The sequence below is a fragment of the Clostridium sp. MSJ-8 genome (genome assembly GCF_018918325.1).
GTDB lineage: Bacteria > Bacillota > Clostridia > Clostridiales > Clostridiaceae > Clostridium.
This window is the reverse complement of the sequence record NZ_JAHLQH010000028.1, coordinates 74,965-96,419: the sequence shown is the minus strand read 5'-3', so window position 1 is coordinate 96,419 and position 21,455 is coordinate 74,965. Positions and strand designations below refer to the sequence as shown.

16 protein-coding genes are annotated in these 21,455 nt (G+C 27.1%); 13 read left to right on the top strand and 3 right to left on the bottom strand.

All coding sequences use genetic code 11. The annotated features are described in order from the left end of the window. Positions 1-7: 7 nt before the first annotated feature. From KQI77_RS05435 to KQI77_RS05415, 5 genes are all read left to right on the top strand, one after another. Positions 8-346, top strand: a complete 339-nt coding sequence (locus KQI77_RS05435; protein WP_216389210.1) for a P-II family nitrogen regulator — start codon at positions 8-10, stop codon at positions 344-346. 188 nt (positions 347-534) lie between these two features. Beyond that, positions 535-1,452, top strand: coding sequence for a metallophosphoesterase (locus KQI77_RS05430; protein ID WP_216389208.1), 918 nt, complete (start codon positions 535-537; stop codon positions 1,450-1,452). Positions 1,453-1,455: 3 nt separating this feature from the next. Beyond that, a complete protein-coding gene (locus KQI77_RS05425; protein ID WP_216389206.1) occupies positions 1,456-2,376 on the top strand; it encodes a dipeptidase in 921 nt (306 codons plus the stop codon). A gap of 2 nt (positions 2,377-2,378) precedes the next feature. Beyond that, positions 2,379-3,119 (top strand): SDR family oxidoreductase, encoded by a 741-nt coding sequence (locus tag KQI77_RS05420; protein WP_216389205.1) that lies wholly within the window; start codon positions 2,379-2,381, stop codon positions 3,117-3,119. 187 nt (positions 3,120-3,306) lie between these two features. Beyond that, positions 3,307-4,773: a methyl-accepting chemotaxis protein gene (locus KQI77_RS05415; RefSeq protein WP_253289356.1), complete on the top strand. Its 1,467-nt coding sequence runs from the start codon at positions 3,307-3,309 to the stop codon at positions 4,771-4,773. A 103-nt stretch (positions 4,774-4,876) separates the two neighbouring features. On the opposite strand, the gene KQI77_RS05410 is transcribed toward KQI77_RS05415, so the two are convergent. Next, on the bottom strand, positions 4,877-6,400 hold the full coding sequence (locus KQI77_RS05410) for an ATP-binding protein (protein ID WP_216389203.1): 1,524 nt from the start codon (positions 6,398-6,400) through the stop codon (positions 4,877-4,879). Then, positions 6,401-7,072, bottom strand: a complete 672-nt coding sequence (locus KQI77_RS05405) for a response regulator transcription factor (protein WP_216389201.1) — start codon at positions 7,070-7,072, stop codon at positions 6,401-6,403. Positions 7,073-7,288: 216 nt separating this feature from the next. Between KQI77_RS05405 and KQI77_RS05400 the strand changes: the two genes are divergently transcribed. The 6 genes from KQI77_RS05400 (at position 7,289) to KQI77_RS05375 (ending at position 12,917) form a co-directional block, all read left to right on the top strand. Further along, on the top strand, positions 7,289-8,530 hold the full coding sequence (locus KQI77_RS05400; RefSeq protein WP_216389199.1) for a pitrilysin family protein: 1,242 nt from the start codon (positions 7,289-7,291) through the stop codon (positions 8,528-8,530). Between the two features lie 14 nt (positions 8,531-8,544). After that, complete coding sequence (gene recX, locus KQI77_RS05395; RefSeq protein WP_216389196.1) at positions 8,545-9,180, top strand: recombination regulator RecX; 636 nt, start codon at positions 8,545-8,547, stop codon at positions 9,178-9,180. An 11-nt stretch (positions 9,181-9,191) separates the two neighbouring features. After that, on the top strand, positions 9,192-10,250 hold the full coding sequence (locus KQI77_RS05390; protein ID WP_216389194.1) for a transglutaminase-like domain-containing protein: 1,059 nt from the start codon (positions 9,192-9,194) through the stop codon (positions 10,248-10,250). 384 nt (positions 10,251-10,634) lie between these two features. Further along, positions 10,635-11,357, top strand: coding sequence for a hypothetical protein (locus KQI77_RS05385; protein WP_216389192.1), 723 nt, complete (start codon positions 10,635-10,637; stop codon positions 11,355-11,357). A gap of 33 nt (positions 11,358-11,390) precedes the next feature. Beyond that, a complete protein-coding gene (locus KQI77_RS05380; RefSeq protein ID WP_216389190.1) occupies positions 11,391-12,038 on the top strand; it encodes a class D sortase in 648 nt (215 codons plus the stop codon). A 3-nt stretch (positions 12,039-12,041) separates the two neighbouring features. Next, positions 12,042-12,917 (top strand): hypothetical protein, encoded by an 876-nt coding sequence (locus KQI77_RS05375; protein WP_216389188.1) that lies wholly within the window; start codon positions 12,042-12,044, stop codon positions 12,915-12,917. 292 nt (positions 12,918-13,209) lie between these two features. Here KQI77_RS05375 and KQI77_RS05370 read toward each other — a convergent pair whose 3' ends face one another. Continuing rightward, entirely contained in the window at positions 13,210-13,563 is a 354-nt protein-coding gene (locus KQI77_RS05370) for a tetratricopeptide repeat protein (RefSeq protein WP_216389186.1), read from the bottom strand. Between the two features lie 439 nt (positions 13,564-14,002). Here KQI77_RS05370 and KQI77_RS05365 point away from each other — a divergent pair, with 439 nt between their 5' ends. Together KQI77_RS05365 and KQI77_RS05360 are read left to right on the top strand one after the other, a co-directional pair. After that, the gene (locus tag KQI77_RS05365; protein WP_216389184.1) at positions 14,003-18,292 is read left to right on the top strand and encodes a 2-hydroxyacyl-CoA dehydratase; all 4,290 of its coding nucleotides are present in this window, start codon (positions 14,003-14,005) and stop codon (positions 18,290-18,292) included. 745 nt (positions 18,293-19,037) lie between these two features. Next, the gene (locus KQI77_RS05360) at positions 19,038-21,437 is read left to right on the top strand and encodes an ABC transporter substrate-binding protein (RefSeq protein WP_216389182.1); all 2,400 of its coding nucleotides are present in this window, start codon (positions 19,038-19,040) and stop codon (positions 21,435-21,437) included. Positions 21,438-21,455 lie beyond the last annotated feature (18 nt).

Genomic DNA, 21,455 nt, shown 5'->3' with positions numbered 1-21,455 from the left:
TTAAAATATGAAAAAAATAGAAGCAATAATTCGTCCAACAAAGCTTGAAGAGTTAAAAGACGGACTTAAGAAGATAAATGTAGAAGGACTTACAATATCTCAAGTAATGGGATGTGGTAGACAAGGCGGTTGGAAAGAATATTATAGAAGTAGTGAAGTTTTAATAAATGTTTTACCTAAGGTTAAAATTGAAATAGTGATAAATGAAGAAAAGCTTGAAAAGGTAATTGATGTAATAACTAAAACAGTAAAGACTGGAGAAGTTGGAGACGGAAAAATATTTGTAAGTGAAATAACAGATTGTATAAGAATAAGAACTGGAGAAAGAGGTAAGTCAGCACTATAGAATTAAAATGCAAATTACATTTCTTGATTGTTAGGATTAAATAGAGTAAAAAATTAAGTTAGCCTAATGTTGTAAACTTGTAAGAGATTAAAAAGTACAACATTTTAAAGGCTAACTTAATTTTTTTTGGAACAATGATATTTAAATTTAATAAAATATAATTATAATATTTATGTAGGAGTATTATAATGGGACAAAATTCTATGAAAAAAATATATAAGCAATCTAGGAGAGTCAACATTGACGATAAATCTAAAATTATAATACTTAGTGATGTTCATAGAGGTGATGGATCCTTTTCAGATGCATTAATAGGAAATAGAAATATTTATTTTGGTGCACTAGTGTATTATTATAAAAAAGGATATACACTTATTGAAGCAGGAGATGGAGATGAACTGTGGAAAAATAAGAGTTTTTTAGATATTGCATATAATTATAATGGAATTTTCAAAATATTAAATAAGTTTAATGTTAATAAGAGATTATATATGTTATATGGTAACCATGATTATGCAAAAAGTAATAAGGAGTTTATAACAAAAGAGATATCTAAAATTAATTGTATAGATAAACATATAGGAAAAGAGTTTGTTAAGTTTGCAAAAAATGTAGAGTTTATGGAAGGATTAGTACTTAATTATACTAAATTAGATAAAGACATATTTATAACTCATGGCAATCAATTAGATCCTATGAACTATGAATTGTGTAAAATAAGCCAGTTTTTAGTAAGGCATGTATGGAGAGTTTTAGCTGGAGTTGCAGGATTTAAAGAACCAACTAGTCCTGCTAATAATTATAAAAAAGGTGGTTTAGTTGATGAAAAGTTAGAACAATGGGCCAAGAAACACAAAAAGATGATAATATGTGGGCATACTCACAGAAGTAGATTTCCAGATACAGATGAAGTGCCATATTTTAATGATGGATGTTGCGTACAACCTAGTTCTATTAGTTGCTTAGAGATAGAAGAGGGGAAAATATCTTTGGTTAAATGGTCTGTATATGTTAGAGAGGATGCAGTATTATATATAGATAGGAGTGTAATTGGAGGACCTAAGCCGCTTGCATGTTATTTAATGAAAACAACAAAGGAGATATAATAAATGAAATTACTAGATTTACATTGCGATACTGCTAGCAGAATGTTATATGAAGAAGAAAAATTATATAAAAATAACTTATCAATAGATATTGAAAAATTAAAGAAAAGTAATAGTTTAGCACAAGTTTTTGCTTTTTTTATAGATATTGGAGAAGCTAGTAATCCATATTTAGAATTTGAAAAAATGTATAATAATTTTATTGAAGAAATAAATAAAAATGATGATATAGACATATTAATTTCTAAAAATCAATTAGAAGATGAATCAAAGATGCATGCTATTTTATCTATAGAAGAGGGAGAAGTTGTAAGAAATGCATCTTTAAAAGATATATATAATAAAGGAATACGAATTATTACATTAACATGGAATTATAAGAATGCTTTTGGGTATCCTAATTATGAGTTTCTGTATAAGGATAAAGGATTGACTAATGAAGGAATAGAATTAGTTGAAAAAATGAATGAATTAGGTATGATAATAGATGTTTCTCATATGTCAGATGCTGGATTTTATGATGTGTTAAAGTATTCTAAGACACCTTTTATAGCTTCTCATTCTAATAGTAGATTCATGCATAATCATTATAGAAATGCAACAGATGATATGATAAAAAAATTATCAGAAAAAGGAGGAGTTATTGGTATTAATTTTTATGCAAAATTTTTAGGTGATGCAAAAGTTTCGCGAATATCTGATATGATAAAGCATATAGAACATATAAAAAATATAGGTGGAATCGATGTTATTTCAATAGGAACAGATTATGATGGAATAGATAGTGAAGTTGAAATTAAGAATATATCAGAAATGGATAAATTAGAATACGCCTTAGAAAAACATGGGTTTACTTATGATGAAATAGAAAAAATATTTTATAAAAATGCAACAAGAGTATTTAATACAATATTAAAGGAGTAAATATGGAAAGTTTAATAGGAAAAGTAGCAATAATAACAGGAGGATCTAGAGGAATAGGCAGAGCTATTGCTTTAGAAATGGCAAGAAATGGAGCAAATATAGTGATAACTTATTCAAAAGATGAAGAAGGAGCAATGAGTCTTGTAGAAGAAGTAAAAGCTATAGGTTCAGATGTGTTAGTATTAAAAAAAGATGGTTCTGATTACAATAATTGTAAGGATATAATTTCAGAAACTATGAAGCATTATGGAAGATTAGATATATTAGTTAATAATGCAGGTATAAGTACAGTAGGATTATTCATGGACTGTACTAAAGAAGACATAGATAATATGATAAATAATAATCTTTTATCTATGATGTATTTATCTAAAATTGCTTTGCCACATTTAATTGATACAAAAGGCAAGATATTAAATATATCTTCTATATGGGGAGAAGTAGGAGCTTCTTGTGAAGTGTTATATTCAGTAACCAAAGGTGGAATTAATTTACTTACTAAAGCTTTGGCAAAGGAAATGGCATTAAGTGGTGTTAGAGTAAATGCTATTGCACCAGGAGTAATAGATACTAAGATGAATTCTTTTTTAAGTATTGAAGAAAGGAAGGATCTTGAAGAAGAAATACCTATGGGAAGGTTTGGAGATCCTCAAGAAGTTGCTAAAACTGCTGTATTTTTATGTTCAGAAGATAGTAGTTATATTACAGGGCAGATAATAAAAGTAGATGGGGCTTTTTTGTAAGAAATATTTAAACATATTGTGATATTGTTGAGTATATATCTTGTAAATAGTATAATTATGTCATAGGGAAATATTATTAGGGGAATAATATCGAATATTGTAGAAAAACGTTTTAATAAACTTTAATCCTTTTTTTCTATGTTAATGTTTATTACAAAATATTATAAGAGAAAAGAGGAGAGATTATATGAAGAAAAAGGCAATGACTGAAAGTGAAAGAAATAATTCGCTTTTAATAAGTACTCACATGATTAGTGTTGTTATAATGTTATTTTTTTGTTTATTGCAAGCAGCATCTAGATTACACAATTGGGGTACAGTAGCTATTATGGTTTTGTTTGGGTGTGGACCAATTATATTAGAGAAGATATATTGGAACAAAGATCATAATACTAATGCAATAAAACATATAGCAGCTATTGGATATGGAGCCTTTTATATTATATCTATATTTACAGCTGTAAATAATTTAGTATTCTTGTTTGTAATTCCTATGTTATTGGTTATTGCAGTGTATAATGATGTTAGGTACTCATTATTTGTAAATATTGCAGTAATAACTGTTAATTTTGTCCTTGTAATTGCGGGAGGAATTACTGGAAAGTTTGGTTATGCAGGAGCAGATTCTTCCATTATTCAGATAGTTATGGTTATAATGACTTGCATATATTCATTTATATCTACAAAAACATTAGAAGAAAATAATGAACATAAACTTAATGTAATAAGACAAAATAAAGAAAAAACAGAAGAAGTCTTAAAGAATGTTTCTGATACCTCTACTAAAATGAAAGATGGAATTAATGTAATATATGAGGATTTAGAGAAGTTAGATAAAGTTTCAACAAGCACTAGAACTGCTATGCAAGAAGTGACTGTTGGAGTTAATGAAACTGCAGATGCTGTTCAAAAACAAAGTATACAAACTGAAGCAATTCAGAATAAAGTTGATGATGTTAATAAATCAGCTAATATAATTACAGATAATATGCAGCAAACTCTACAAGTTATAGAATCAGGAAGTAAAGAGTTGGATGTTTTGGTTCAACAAGTTGAAACTTCTGTAAAGAATGGTGAAGAAGTTGCAGAAAAATTAAAAACTTTAAATGAGTATATGAAAGAAATGAATTCAATAGTTGAAATTATTGATGGAATTACATCTCAGACTAGTTTATTATCTTTAAATGCAAGTATTGAAGCAGCTAGAGCAGGGGAAGCTGGAAAAGGTTTTGCAGTAGTGGCATCAGAAATATCTGGAATGGCTGATCAGACTAAGGGAGCAACTGTAAATATAACAGAACTTATTGAAAATGTTTCTACTGCTATAAATGAAGTAGTTGAAGTTATATCTAATATGATTTCAGGAATTAATGAGGAGCGTGAATCAGCTTCTAATACATCACATGGTTATGATATGATTAAAAAACATACATTTGTTATTAGAGATAACATAGATAAGTTAGCAAATAACATTCAAGATCTTAAAGAATCTAATCAAGAAATTGTTGATTCAGTTCAGACAATATCAGCTGTTTCTGAAGAGGTAACAGCTCATGCAAGTGAAACAATGAATGCAGAAGAGAACAACTTAGAAATTGTTAAAAATATAGGAAGTAAGATGGAAGACTTATTAGAGCTTATAAAATCAGAATAAAGATAAATGATGTTAAAATTATTTAAATTATAAAATGTAGAAACTCGGCTGACATGGTTAACCGAGTTTCTACATTTTGTGATTTTGTAAGATTGCGAAAATATTAATCTTCTAGTAACTCTTCTTTTGCTATAGGAATATAAAATACAAATTCAACTCCTGTATCTATATTGTGAAAAATGTATCTGAAATTATGAATTTCTAGAAGGTTCTTCACAATAGATAAACCTAACCCAGTACTGTTTGTGTTTCTTTGTCTTGATTTATCTATTCTATAGAATTTATCAAAAATTTTAGGTAATTCTTCTTCGTCAATAGAAGCACCTTCGTTTATAACAGAAATCTTATATTCTTCTCCTTCAATGTCTATAGAAACAATTATATTATTTCCAGTTGGAGTATATTTTATTGCATTAGTAATTAAATTAGTCATAACTTGTTCCATTTGGAATGTATCAGCATTTACATAAGAATATTCTGTATGAGGTGTAAATATTAGATTTAAATTCCTATCTTCTGCATTAATTAGTTGAGTTGTAACTACTTTTTTTATAAGCCTATTAATATTAAAATATTCTATATTAGGTTTTGTAGCTCCAGATTCTAATTTCGATAATTCTAACATATTACTGACCAATACACCCATTTTTTTTGATTCATCTATTATAGTATCTAAATAAGCTATTGCATCTTCTTGAGATACTATACCATCTTTAATACCTTCTGCATATCCTTCTATAATACCTATAGGTGTTTTTAATTCATGACTTACAGAAGCTATGAAATCCTTACGCATTGTATCTAAACTTCTTTCTTTTTCTATATCTAATTCTAATTGCTTGTTTTTTTGTTTTAAATCTTCTAAGGCATCATTTAGATTAGAAGATAAGAAGTTAAGAGTTTTCGCTAAATTACCAACTTCATCATTTCTATTAGTAACACAAGATTCTGAAAAGTCTAGATTACTCATTTTAGTTGCAACTGAATTTAATTTAACAAGCGGTTTTGATATAAAGTTTGAATATATAGAAGAAAGTATAATAGATATAAATATAAAAGCAATAAATATATATATATAGAATTCTCCTATTACACCAGCAGCTTCTTCAATTGGTTGTATAGATGAAACTGCAATTACAAATCCATCATTTTTACTATTAAGTGAGATAGGGGTTATAACACCTATTCTCTTAGTGCTACTGCTTCTATTATAAAATATTGATGATTCTGTTTTATTGTTTTCCATAACATTAGTTATTAGATCGGAATCTTCACTTAATTCTCTACAATATGAAGTTAATGTTTGCATCTCATCCTTGTCGGAATTATTATTAAAGTTAGTAATATATAGTGGGCTAAAAGAACCATTATTATAAGAAAATATTACTATTTTGGCATTATTGTTATTTTCAAATGCATACATGGCTGTTGATCTTGTTGTATCAGAATTAAGCTGATAAGAATAGAGGCTAGAGAACCTTTCAATAGATTTAGTTAAGCTATTAACCTTTCTTTCTTCATAAAAGTCTTCAAAAAATAATACTTGAAATAACAATGTTCCTCCCATAAGCATAAGGAGTAAAGCTAACGTTACAACAAATAATTTTTTAGATAAGTTATATTTCATCTATCTCACCTCGAATTTATACCCACTACCTCTAACTGTTACTATATAGCTTGATTTATCTTGCAATTTTTCCCTTAATCTTTTTATGTTTGTGTCAACAGTTCTAATATCTCCATAGTAATCTAGTCCCCAAACATTATCTAAAATATTATCTCTTGATAAAGCAATGGATTCATGTTCAACTAGATAAATTAAAAGTTCATATTCTTTTGGTGATAGTGACAATAAATCTCCGTCTAGTTTGACTTCGTGGGAAAGCTTGTTTATAGATAATCCATTGTAATCTTGAGTACTTGAATCTATTTCTTCACGACTTCTTTTTAGTAAAGCTTTAATTTTTGCTACTAATACTTTAGGACTAAAAGGTTTAGTCATATAATCATCAGCTCCGTACTCATAACCTTGAAGTTTGTCTTCTTCTTGGCTTTTAGCAGTTAATAAAATAACAGGTACTGTAGATATTTCTCTTATTTTATTTAGAACAGTTAAACCATCCATTTTGGGCATCATTATGTCTAGAATCATTAAATCAATTTTATTAGTTTTGAATAAATCTAAAGCTTCTAGGCCATTTTCTGCTTCTATAACTGTGAAATTTTCTTTTAGTAAATAATCTCTAATTAAAAATCTAATCCTTATTTCATCTTCTACAATTAAAATAGTTTTTTTCATATATCCTTATGGCAACTGAAAAATTATATTTGTTTATATGAGAATTTTTCAGAACCTATCTCCCTTCTTTTGAATTTATAGTATATTAATTTTGCACAAAATAATTATACTACAAATTTAGCTTCTATTTAATTAAAATATAATATAAAATACTTAAATAAAGCTTAAATAAAATGTATAATATATTTCAGAGATGATATTATTTAAGGAGAGAATATGTTTAAAATAAATTTTGATTCAAAAAAAACAATATTAGAAAATGGCCTTGAGGTATTAACAATTAAGAATTCTTCACAAATTGCGTCTGTTAATATAGGGGTAAAGGTTGGAGCTATGTATGAAAATGACGATGAAAGAGGCATAAGTCATTTTATTGAACATATGCTATTTAAAGGTACTTCCAATAGAAATAATGAAGAGATTAATGATGAACTAGAGTTCTTAGGTGGTGAATACAATGCTTATACAGATTATGATGCAACAGTATATACTATTAGTTGCTTAGCTGATGAGATAGAAAATGCAATAAGATTATTAAGTGATATGATTTCATGTTCAACATTTCCTGAATGCGAGCTAGAGAAGGAAAGAGGAGTCATTATTTCTGAGATAAAAAGTGGCAAAGATGATATAGAAGATTTATCATTTAAGAGAGTTAATGAAATTGGATTTTCTAAAAGCCCTCTAAAATATGATGTAACTGGAACAGAGAAAAATGTATCAAGATATAATAGAGATGATTTGAAGAAATACTATAAAAGATATTATATACCTAATAATTCTATTGTAACTGTGGTTTCACCATTAGAACATGATTATATAATAAAAATTATTAAAGAATGTTTAGGAAAGTGGAAAAGTGGAAATAATATAGAAGAAATATCTATTAAAGAAGATAATGTGGAAACAATTAAAACTTCATATAAGAGAGATATAGAACAGAGTACTATAATATATTTGTATACATTCTATGATTTAGATAAACAATACGAGTTGCCGCTTAGAATACTTAACAATAGATTAGGAGAGAGTTCGAATTCATTATTGTTTAGAGAGATTAGAGAGAAACGTGGTTTGGCTTATGATATATATACTCATCTAGAGAGTACTAGTTTGGTGAAGACACTCTATATATACACTGCAGTTGCCAAGGAAGATATACAAGAAGCTAAGAGATCTATAGATGAAGCTATTAATAATATAGTTGATAATAAAATTATATTTAACGATAGAGATTTAGAAATAATGAAGAAGGTTCATAAGACTGCAGTAATTAATACTTTAGAAGATTCATCTGAATTATGTAATTATGTATTACATCAAGAGCTAGATGGAGAAGATATATATGAATTTGTACATGATATGGAGGAACTTAACAAAATAGATATTAATACATTAAATTTAGTAGCAAAAAAAGTTTTAAAGAATCCAACAATTCATATATTAACAAGTAATTAATAGGTGATGGCGGAATGGGAAGAATAAGTAACATAGAGATTCAGAAGAACAATAAAAAAAGATATAATATATATGTAGATAATGAATATGCCTTTTCTGTAAGTGAAGATGTTTTAATAAAAGAGTCACTGCAGAAAGGATTAGACATAGACGATAATAAGCTTAGTAATATTATACAAGAAGATAATTTTATTAAGTGTAGAGAAACGGCTTTTAGAATAATTGAACGAAGTTATAAGAGTGAAAAAGAACTTAAAGAAAGATTGTTAGAAAAAGGATATAACAATATAGAGATAAATAGAACTATAGATTATCTCAAGGAATATAATTTTGTAGATAATGAGAAGTTATGTGAGATGTACATAAAGAGTAAAATTAAAACTCAAGGAAAAAAGAAAATAAAATATCAACTTCTGCACAAAGGAATAGATGAAGAAACTATAAATAATGTATTAGATAACATTGACTCAGAATCAGAATATGAGAGAGAAAAAGCTATAGAAGTAGCAACAAAAAAATATAATTTACTTATAAAAAAAGAAGAGGATATATATAAGATAAAGGGTAAGTTATATGCTTTTTTAGCTGGAAGGGGATACGAGTATAGTATTATACAAGAGACTATAAGCAAAATAATTAATAAAGATTAGGGTGAAGAATTATGCATATTGGTATAAGTGAGATAATTAGTATAGCTATTATAATAATATCAATTATATTATCTATAAAAAATGTATGTGTAGAACAAAGTAATGAGGATATAGTAGAATCTATAATGTCAGTATCGGCAACTGTTCTTACATTTTTACTTATGATAACTAATTATAATGGATTTAATAAGATAAGTAATAATATATTAGGTAAAATTTTTAATAATAATCTCAAGTATAATGGCATAATTCAATTAATAGCTATTGTTTTATTATTTTGTTTAATAAAATATTTAATACAGATTCTTTTAAGAATACTTAATTCTTTTTCGGGAATAAAATCTATACAAAACAAAGTTGTATTATATGTTTTATCTGTGATTTTTGGATTTATAAGAGGTGTAGTAGTAATAATATTATTATGTATTCCTATAGTTTTATTTAACAGTTTAGTAGATAATAAAATATCAGTTCTAGATGAGTTTAAACCTTATGAAAAATTATGTGCTATATTAGACGAGCAAAATATAGATATATTAACAGGTGGTGTAAATGAACAGATAGCTAATGTAATTAATAATAAAGAAATAATTTATTATAATGGAGTTACTATAGAAGATGGGGTTGCATCTAATGATGATATAGATAATAAGGCTAAAGAAATAACTAGTGAATATTCAAGTAATAGAGATAAAGCTAAAGCAATATATGAATGGATAGGAAGAAATATTTCTTATGATAATGCAAAGGCAGAAGAAGCATTAAGTAACAATTCAAATAATATGAAAAGTGGAGCTATTGTATGTTATGAAGAAAAAAGTGGTATATGTTTTGATTATGCATGTTTGTATACAGCAATGTGTTCAGCTATAAATTTAAAGACACAAGTTATAATAGGAGAAGCTTATAATGGAAGTGAATATATAAGTCATGCATGGAATAAGGTATATATACCAGAAGAAGGTGCTTGGATTAATGTAGACAGTACATTTTATAAGGCAGGAGACTTTTTTGATAGTTCTAAGTTCGAAACATATCATAGAGAAGAAAGTGTAGCAGGAGAATTTTAAAATACAAATATTAACTATTTTTAGCCATTATGATAGAATTTAAAACTTGTTTTTGTGCTCTGTGTCATTATATTATTTTTTGCTCTTTAGGTAGTATGCTCTAACATTACTTAAATACTATATCTAAGATAATTATACACAATTATAAACAAAATATAATTTTCTAAAGAGTAAAAAAAATAATTGCAAAATGTAAAAAAATATATAGCTATTTTAGAAAAAATGATAAAAAAAAGCTAGACAAAATAGATAAAAAAACTATTATAATAAAAAATACAAAAAAATGTAAAGTGTCTACAAATGGGATGATTAAATAAATGTTGAACTTTTTGTAAATAATATGTATAATTAATGATGTAAAATATTATATATGGAGGGAGCACTATGAAAAGGTTAAAGAGGGTCGCTTTATTACTTATAACTCTTACAATGTTAATGTCAGCAGTTGTTGCAAATGCAGCAGTAAGTCAAGACACATTATCAAAGGTTCAAGCTAAGATTGTTGAAGCTGGAGTACCAAATAGCGTTGCTACAAGTATGGTTGATTATATCTCAACTACTAATATGTCAGCAGCAGATGCTAATGCACTAATTGGAAAAATTTCTTCATTAGAATCTAAATATGCTGGAGTAGATTTTAATAGTAAAGATATTACTGCTTCAGAAAAACAACAATATTTTGCTGAAGCACAATCAGTAGCACAATCATTTGGTATGAACTTAACAATTGGTGATGATAACAAAATAACAGTTACTGATTTTAGAAGTACAGACTTAGGAACTTATAAAGCAGCAGATTTAAAAGAAACTGTTTTAGGATCTGATTCAAGTAAATTAAAAGAAGCGTTAACATTAGTTGTTGATGCACAATTAGTTTCTGATGATGCAAAAGTACCTACTGTAGATGGTGGAAAGAATACAACAACTACTACAGATGCAAATGGTAACCAAGTAACTTTATTTGATGCAGCTGTTAAGAATCCTATAATGGCTACAGAAATGAAGAAAACAGCAAGTAATAATGGTAATTTATTATTAGCTGGAGTTATGTTAATAGCTTTAGGTGGTACTGTTTATGCAGTTTCTAGAAAGAAAGTTGTAGCATAAAAATTGAATTTATAAAAAGTAAGGAGTTTTATCATGGCAAAAGATAATGAATCTAAGTCTATGCATAAAAGTTCTTTAGTGAAGAAGATAGGAATTACATTTATTATTCCTATCTTTTTGACTATTTTAGGGGGACTGCTTATATGTGTAGTAGGATGGAATTATATATCATCTAGTATTAATTTTGGAAAGATAGTATTTTCAAAACCTGTTATTAATTTAAATCAATATTCATTTGAAGTAAATGAAACACAAGTAGCTATTCCGCTAAATGGAGAGATTTTTGCAAGTCTAAAGATTCCATCTGTTAATATGAATGTTGATGTTTATCAAGGTGATGATGAAGGACAAATATCTAGAGGGGCAGGACATAATGTATATACGACAATGCCTGGCCAAGGTGGGAATTGTGTTCTATGTGCACATAGAGATGGGTATTTTTTACCACTTCAATATGTAAAAACAGGGGATGAGGTAATAATTGATACATCTTATGGAACATATTATTATGAGGTAGATAATATATGGATAGCTGAACCAGATGACATGACAGTAACAGCACCTGCGGATGAAGAAAAACTTACTATGTATACTTGTTATCCATTTGATTATATAGGAAGTGCACCTCAACGTTATATAGTAGAATGTAAATTTGTAAAAGTAGATCATAAGGAGGGATAGAATATGAGAAAAGTAAAAAGTGGAATATCATTTTTAATATCCTTTATTATGATGTTATTGTTATTAGTTGCAATGGGTATGTTATTTTTTATGTATGGGATAGGCAATGAAAAGTTATATTTTGAGGTAGTAAAAGACAATAAAACAGTAGATGATATATATGAAGGCGTTAATGATAAATTGAAGTATGTAATGCTATCTAACAATATACCAGAATCTGTAGTAAATAACATAATAACTAAAGATGAAGTGGAAGATAGTGTTTTTACAACAGTTTCTAATGTGTTAGATTATATAGAAGGCAATAACAATAGTATTAAGCAATTTGATTCTTCAATATATTCAGAACGACTTATAGAAGCAATAAAATCACAGCTTACAGAAAATGGAGTAGCACTTACACCGGAAGTGTTAGAAGTACTAGATGAAATTAAAGAATCAGCAAATGACATAATAGATTCAGAAGTTGAAAATATTGATGTTAGTAAGATAAGCTCATCTAGTTATAGCACAAAGATTCAAAAAATAGTGGCTATTATGACTAATAAAACATATTTCTTATCAATAATAGGTGTATATATTGTGTTAGCGATAGCACTTATGATAATGTGGAGAAAATCTATTACAAGAGCATTTTCATGGATTGGATATTCTTCGTTATCTTCTGGAGCATTAGTGTTAGTTGTTGGTTTAAGTGGTTATATATCTAAATTTTATAATAATATTGCACTTACTTCAGAGACTTTGAAAGAAAATATTTCTAGTATAATACAAAGATATTTTATAACTTTATCAACTATAGGAGGTATATTTGCTATAGTAGGAATATTTTTTGTATTATTGTATTGGATACACTTAGTTAAAAAGAATAACAGATAATTATATTTAGATAAGTTATATATTGCAATAAGTGGTGAAAATATTTTAGATGTAATTTAATTATATAATTCATAAAAAATTAAGTTAGTTAAATGTTGTGAACTAATTACAGCTTGCATAATACAACATTTTAGATGCTAACTTAATTTTTTTATTATATAGGAAAATACTAAAATTCATTATGAATATTCATTACTACACTAACAACAATTAATTTCTGAAAATTACAATATAGAAGTTTATTAATAAAATATGCATAATTGTGCCCTAGAGAAGACGTGGTTATGTTATATTATTGTTGCTTTAGTTTAGATGTTATTAAATTAATTGCTTTCTCACAATCATTATCATCATTGTTAAGAGCCCATGCTATATTAAAATTAAGTAATGCTTTATGAGAAATATCCTTCATAGCAAAACAATAGCCTAAATTGAAAAAGTATTTACTGTCTTGTTGAATGGCAATAGCTTTATTTAGCATAATTATTGCATTATCATAATCTTTTAATTTTATAAAACATACTCCTGCATTATAATAAGAGCAAGCTTCATTTTCGTTTTTTTTGACTGAACGGGTATAATAGTCAATGGCTTTAAGATAATCTTGATTGTTATATAATTTATTGCCTTCACTAAAAAAATCCATTAAAATCCCTCCGTAAAATATTAAAAACCATTAATACCTAAAATGTTAATAAAATGTTAATGATCACATTTATTATTATAGACACTATTTATATAATGTATACATTTTTTTTGAAAAATATTCGTATATTATAAAAAAATATGGATTTATTAAAATAATTAGTTTATTTATAATAAAATAAAATCGAGGGATATATAGATTTTGTTTAGCTATTATGACATGTTCTAAAAATTATCTTTATAGTTTTTGCAAGGAATTTTTACATTCTATAGCTAACATATTTTCAAATTATAAAAATACTATGTTTATAATACTTTTATATAAGCTTAAATTTAATATGATTCTGTATAAAGTAAAAAATAATACTAATAAAATTATTGAAAAAAACAATATATGATTTATAATAATAAGAAGGGATAGAAATCAAGGTGGGTGAATTATGAATAAATATAATATAGGTTTGGATGTAGGTTCTACAACAGTTAAAGTTGTAGCATTAGATTCAGATAATAAAGTAAAGTATAAAGAATATAGAAGACATTTTTCAGATATCAGAACTACTATTGTAGATTTGGTTAATGAGTGTTATGAGGTTTTAGGAGATAGTGATATCAGTATAGCTATAACAGGCTCAGGTGGATTATCAGTATCTAAATGGCTTGGAGTTGAATTTGTTCAAGAGGTTATAGCATGTACTAAGACAGTAGAAGAAGTTATTCCACAAACAGACGTAGCAATAGAATTAGGTGGAGAAGATGCAAAGATTACATATCTTAAAGGTGGAATAGAACAAAGAATGAATGGTACATGTGCAGGAGGAACAGGGGCATTTATAGATCAGATGGCAAGCTTGCTTAATACAGATGCAACTGGGCTTAATGAGTTAGCAAAGAATCATACTGTTTTATATCCTATAGCATCTAGATGTGGTGTTTTTGCAAAGACAGATGTTCAACCATTAATAAATGAAGGTGCAAAGACAGAAGATATAGCAGCTTCTATATTCCAAGCAGTAGTTAATCAAACTATTAGTGGTTTAGCATGTGGTAAGCCTATAAGAGGAAAAGTTGCATTTTTAGGAGGACCATTAACATTCTTATCTGAATTAAGACAAAGATTTATTGAAACATTAAACTTAAAAGATGATGAAATAATATTTCCAGAAGATCCTCAATTATTTGTAGCAAGAGGGGCTGCTTTATTATCAAAAAAACAAGAGCCTATACAGATAAAAGAATTAGTAGAAAAGGTAAAAAATATAACAGATATCAATGATGAAGAAATAGATAGATTAAGACCTTTATTCTTAAATGAAGAAGAATACAAAGAATTTTCTACAAGACATGAGAAGGATAAAGCTAAGAGAGGCGATTTGAATAATTATAAAGGAAAGGTATTCTTAGGAATAGATGCAGGGTCAACTACTACTAAAGCTATATTAATAGACGAAGAAGGTAGAATTGTATATGATCATTATGGCAGTAATCAAGGTAACCCACTTAAAAAGGTTATAGAAATTCTTAAAGAAGTATATTCTAAACTTCCAGATGGAGTTACTATTGCAAATAGTTGTGTTACTGGTTATGGAGAATCACTTATAAAAGCAGCATTACATGTAGATATTGGAGAAATAGAAACAATAGCACACTATAAAGCTTCTGAATATTTCTTGCCAGGTGTTGATTTTATATTAGACATTGGTGGTCAAGATATGAAGTGCTTAAGAATAAAAAATGGTGTAATAGATTCTATATTATTAAATGAAGCATGTTCATCAGGATGTGGATCATTTATAGAAAGTTTTGCTAAGACGTTAAATATGTCAGTAGCAGATTTTGCTAAGGAAGCATTAAAATCTAAAGCACCAGTTGATTTAGGTTCTAGATGTACAGTATTTATGAATTCAAAAGTTAAACAAGCTCAAAAAGAAGGTGCAGAAGTTTCTGATATATCAGCTGGATTATCTTATTCTGTTATAAAAAATGCTCTATTTAAGGTTATAAAAATAAGAGATGAAAAAGAAATGGGAGAAAAGATAATAGTTCAAGGTGGTACTTTCTATAATGATGCAGTACTTAGAAGCTTTGAGCTTGTATCAGGTAGAGAAGCAGTAAGACCTGATATTGCAGGATTAATGGGAGCTTTTGGCTCAGCAATTATTGCAAGGGAAAGATATGTTGCAGGAAGTGAAACAACATTACTTTCAAGTGATAAGATAGATAGCTTTAAGATGACTTCTGACTTTAGAAGATGTGGTAAGTGTGGAAATAACTGTCTACTTACTATAAATAAGTTCTCAACTGATGAAGAATTTATATCAGGAAATAGATGTGAGAGAGGACTTGGATTAGATAAGAAAAAGGAAGATGTACCTAATATGTTCAAATATAAATTTGCAAGAACATTTGGATACAAACCACTTAAGAAGGAAGAAGCTAAAAGAGGTGTTATTGGAATTCCTAGAGTTCTTAATATGTATGAAAATTATCCATTCTGGTTTACAATGTTAACTAAATTAGGCTTTAGAGTAGAATTGTCACCAGTTTCAAGTAAAGATGTATATGAACTAGGAATAGAGACAATACCATCTGAATCAGCATGTTATCCTGCAAAGATAAGTCATGGACATATTATGGCATTAATTAATAAAGGAATAAAGAATATATTCTATCCATGTATAGCTTATGAAAGAATAGAATTTAAAGATGCTAATAATCATTATAATTGTCCTATGGTTGCATCATATCCTGAAGTAATAAGAAATAATGTTGATGCAATAAAAGAACAAAACATTAAGTTTATACAGCCATTTTTATCATTAGAGAATAAAGAAAAATTAAAAGAAAGAATTGCTGAAGAATTCAAAGATTTTAATGTTACTAAAAGTGAAGCTGCTGAAGCAGTAGAAGCTGCATATGCTGAAAGAGAACATTTTGATGAAGATATAAGAAATAAAGGAAAAGAAGTTCTTGAATATCTTGAAAAGACAGGTAAAAAAGGTATAGTGTTAGCAGGAAGACCATATCATATTGACCCAGAAATTAATCATGGTATTCCTGATATAATTAATTCATTTGATATGGCTGTATTAACAGAAGATGCAGTATCACATTTGACTGATTTAGACAAGCCTCTTAGAATAGTTGATCAATGGATGTATCATTCAAGATTATATAGAGCAGCTGAATATGTAGGCAAGAACCCTTCATTAGAATTAATACAACTTAATTCATTTGGATGTGGATTAGATGCTGTAACTACCGATCAAGTTGCAGAAATATTAGCTGCTAAGGGAAAAATATATACTTGTTTAAAGATAGATGAAGGTAATAACCTAGGAGCTGCTAAGATAAGAATAAGAAGTTTAAAAGCAGCTATAGAAGAGAGAGAAAGAAATGGTTATGTTCCAGTAGAAGAAGATATTGAATATAAAAAAGCAATATTTACTAAAGAAATGAGAAAGACTAATACAATTATTGCACCTCAAATGAGTCCTATTCATTTTGAAATTGTAGAAGCAGCAGTAAATTCATGCGGATATAACTTTGTAGTTCTACCATCAATAGATAGAGGTGCAGTAGAAGAAGGATTAAAGTATGTAAATAATGATGCATGTTATCCATCAATATTAGTTATTGGACAACTTATTCATGCATTGAAGTCAGGAAAATATGATATTAATACTACTTCTGTGTTAATTACTCAAACTGGTGGTGGATGTAGAGCAACAAATTATGTTGGATTCTTGAAAAAAGCATTAAAAGAAGCAGGCTTTGAAAAAGTACCAATATTATCATTAAATCTAGTTGGATTAGAAAAACAACCAGGATTTACATTATCAATTGGATTAGTAAGAAAAGCATTAATGGCATTAGTGTATGGAGATTTATTCATGAGAGTATTATATAGAGTAAGACCTTATGAAAAAGTAAAAGGATCTGCAAATGCACTATATGAAAAGTGGAATGAAATTGCTAAAGAAAATTGTAGAAATGGAAGCAAGAGAGAGTTTAATAAAAATATTAAACAAATAATAAAAGAATTTGATGAACTTGAATTATTAGATATAAAGAAACCTAAAGTTGGACTAGTTGGTGAGATATTAGTTAAATTCCATCCAACAGCTAATAATGAAGTAGTTAAAGTGATAGAAAGAGAAGGTGGCGAAGCTGTTATGCCAGATCTTCTTGATTTCTTCTTCTATTCAGCATATGATAATACATTTAAGAGTGATAACTATGGAAATAGCAAACTAAGTAAGAAAATAGCTAATATTGCTATTTCATATATGGAAAGCTATAGAAAGGTTATGAAGAAATGCCTTGATGAATCGAATAGATTCCATGCACCAAAACATATTAGCGAGTTAGCAAATATGGCTAGTGATATTTTATCTATAGGAAATCAAAGTGGAGAAGGTTGGTTCTTAACTGGAGAAATGATAGAACTTATAGAAAGTGGAACAGAAAATATAATTTGTATGCAACCATTTGCTTGTTTACCTAACCATGTAACTGGAAAAGGTATGATAAAAGCCTTAAAAGAGAAATATCCAAAAGCAAATATTGTAGCTGTTGATTATGACCCAGGTGCTTCAGAGGTTAATCAATTAAATAGAATTAAATTAATGTTATCAGTTGCCTTTAAAAATTTAGATGAAAGGGTTATTGAATTCCCTAAAGCTAAAGAAGCAACAACAATGAAAAAACAAGCAGTATCAGTAGAATAAATATTGTAAGATAACTTATATTTTAAAATAATTAATATCAAAATTATATGTTTAAGTAAATAATATAATATCATTAAGTATTTACTAATATAATAAAAAAGAGTAAAGATCCCTAAATACTATAAACTCGCTAAAGCTCAGACAGTATAGTATTTTTAACGGGATCTTTACTTTTTTATTATAAGAAATACTAAATTCTATTATAAATAATTTACTTAAATCAATAATTTGATATTAATAATTGAAAAATAAGTGATAAAAAATAAATAAATTCAATAATTTTTTAAATAAGAAATACTGAAGACATAAGATACTTGTTAATAATATAGATATATTAAAAATCACCATAACGCTTAAATAATTAAAATATAATAAGTTTAGTGGAAGTAACCATTATTGTTAAGGTTAGAATTATAGGTAGATATAGAATGATATAACCATGAAGAATTAAAGATTAGTAGAAATAATATGGAACAATAGGTTACTAAACTAATGCTATTATATTTTAATTATCAATATTTATTCAAAGCAATAATATTGATACTAAAAAAGAAAATCATAATATTAGCATTATCAAATAACATTGGATTTTTCATTATAATAATATTAATTTACTTAAAGCAATAATTTGATATTAATAACTGAAAAATAAGTAATCAAAAAAATATATTCAATAATTTTTTTAGAGAAATTTTAGAGATTAGTTTGATATAATCAATTTGAACTTAAAGATTGGGGGTATTATATGAAAAAAACTAAAAATTTAATTTTAGCTTTATTGGTTTTTGTTTTTTCTTTTACAACTATTGTGGGATGTAAAAGCAGTGATAAAACTGAAAATTCAAAAGGTAGATATATTGAAGAAGACTATAATATGGTAGAAGGATTAGGTTATCTATTAGATATTTCAAAATTAGACAATGGTAATATTGCTGTTATAGGAGTACCTAGTGAAAATCAAGAATCGGAAACATTTTCTTTAACAAAAGTAAAATATTATGAGTCTAGTGATGGTGCTAAAAGCTGGGAAGAGAAAGAGCTTAATTTGCCAGAAAAAAAAGACGATAAATTTATAAGTTATGATCAAGCAAAAATATTAAAAGATGGATCTATAATATTTACAACAACTGAATATACTCAAGAAGAAATAGATAGTATTAATGAAGAGATAGCATCAGCAGATGATGAAGATGCGACTGAAGAAACAGATGATACAGAAGATGATGACGTAGAGATATATAATGAATCTGATGATACAGAAGATAATACGAAGATTCTTAAGAGAGATACAGAAGGTAATTTAAGTGAAATAGGAGATAAATCTTTCAATTCTGGGTATATGGGTAAAATTGTTGACGATGGAGATTATTTGTACTTTGAACAATATGATCCGTCACAAGTTATTAAATATGATGTAAAAAATAATAAAGTAGATAAAACTATAAAATTAAAAGGTGAATATGTAAATGAAGTAGCTATATTAGAAGATAGTATTATTGCAAATGATTATGAGAAGGTTTTAGAATATAGTTTAAAAGATGGTAAAGAAAAAGGGGAAATTAAAGCATTATCTAAAAAAGCTACATCAAATTTAAGTTATTATAGTGGTATGGATAATAAAAACTTGTATTTAGTGGGGGAAGATGGAGTTTATAGATACAAAAATGGTAGTGATAAAGTAGAACAATTAATGGATCCAACATTAACTACATTTGGCGACAATGATTATTATTTAGACAAATTTGTTGAAATTGGAGAAAATGAATTTTTAGCTACATTCTCTAATTCAGAAGATAATAATGTGATTTTAAAGCATTATTACTATGATAGTAAGCAATCAAGTAAGCCAGATAAACAGATAACAATTTATTCGTTATATGAAGATAGTTCAATAAAGCAAAGTATAGTTAAGTATCAAAAAGAACATGCTGATGTATATATTAATTATGAAACAGGCATAACTTATGAGGGCGATAAAGAAGATATGATAAGTGAAGACGATGCAATAAAAGCATTAAACACAAAAATAATGGCTGGTAAAGGTCCTGATATAATATGTCTTGATGAGCTTCCAGAAAAATCATATATAGATAAAGGATTGCTTCTTGATATTACAGAGATAGCTAATAGTTTTGATGAAGCTACAACTTTAACTAATGTATTAAATAGTGGAAATGTTGATGGAAAGGTATATTCTATACCTACATCATTTGAAATTCCTATATTATTTAATGGAACAGATAAAAATGTAAATAATTTAAATGAATTAGCAGCAGCAGCTAAAGAACTTAAAGGAAATTATTCAGGAGATATTGTAACTCCAATAGAAGCAGATGAATTATTATATTATTTCTATAGTACATGTGGTGCAGATTTACTTAATAATGATAAATCTCTTAATAAAGATAAAGTAAAAGAATACTTAGAAGATATAAAAACAATATATGAAGCTTCAAAAGATAATCATACAGATGCAGCAATTAATGAACATAAAAAATCATTGAAAGATTATGAAGAATACAAAGATGAAATTGGAGAAAGTTTTGCAAAATCTATGTATAGCTATAATTATCTTGATTATTCTTTATTAAGTAATAAAGATACTTGTCCGGCATTTGTGTTAAGTACTATTAATTATAATCAAGATGTAGTTTGTAATAATAAGGTTATTGAAAAATATCCTTCATACAAATATTCTGCATGGCAAGGTATGGGAAGTAAATCAATAATACCTAGAGGTAAAATTGGTATATCATCAAAAAGCTCTAAACAAGATATTGCAAAAGAATTTTTAAAGGCATTATTTAGTAAAGAATATCAAAAGAATAGCCAAATGTATTCATTACCTATTAATAAAGAATTATTAAAGGAAACTCTTCAAGATAAAGAAGCATTACAAGGAACTATGGGATATTCAGATGAGGAAGGTAATGATACTTTTGAAATTGACTTAGCACCTCTTACAGATGAAGAAGTGAATAACTTTATACAAATGGTTGAATCTTTTGATAATGCTAGAGTAGCTGATTCAAAAATTATCGATAAGACAATAGATGATATGACTGCTTATGTTACTGGTAAAAAGAATATGGATGAAACATTATCTGCAATAGATAAAGAATTAAAAGTATATCTTTCAGAATAAAAAAATTGATAAACTTAA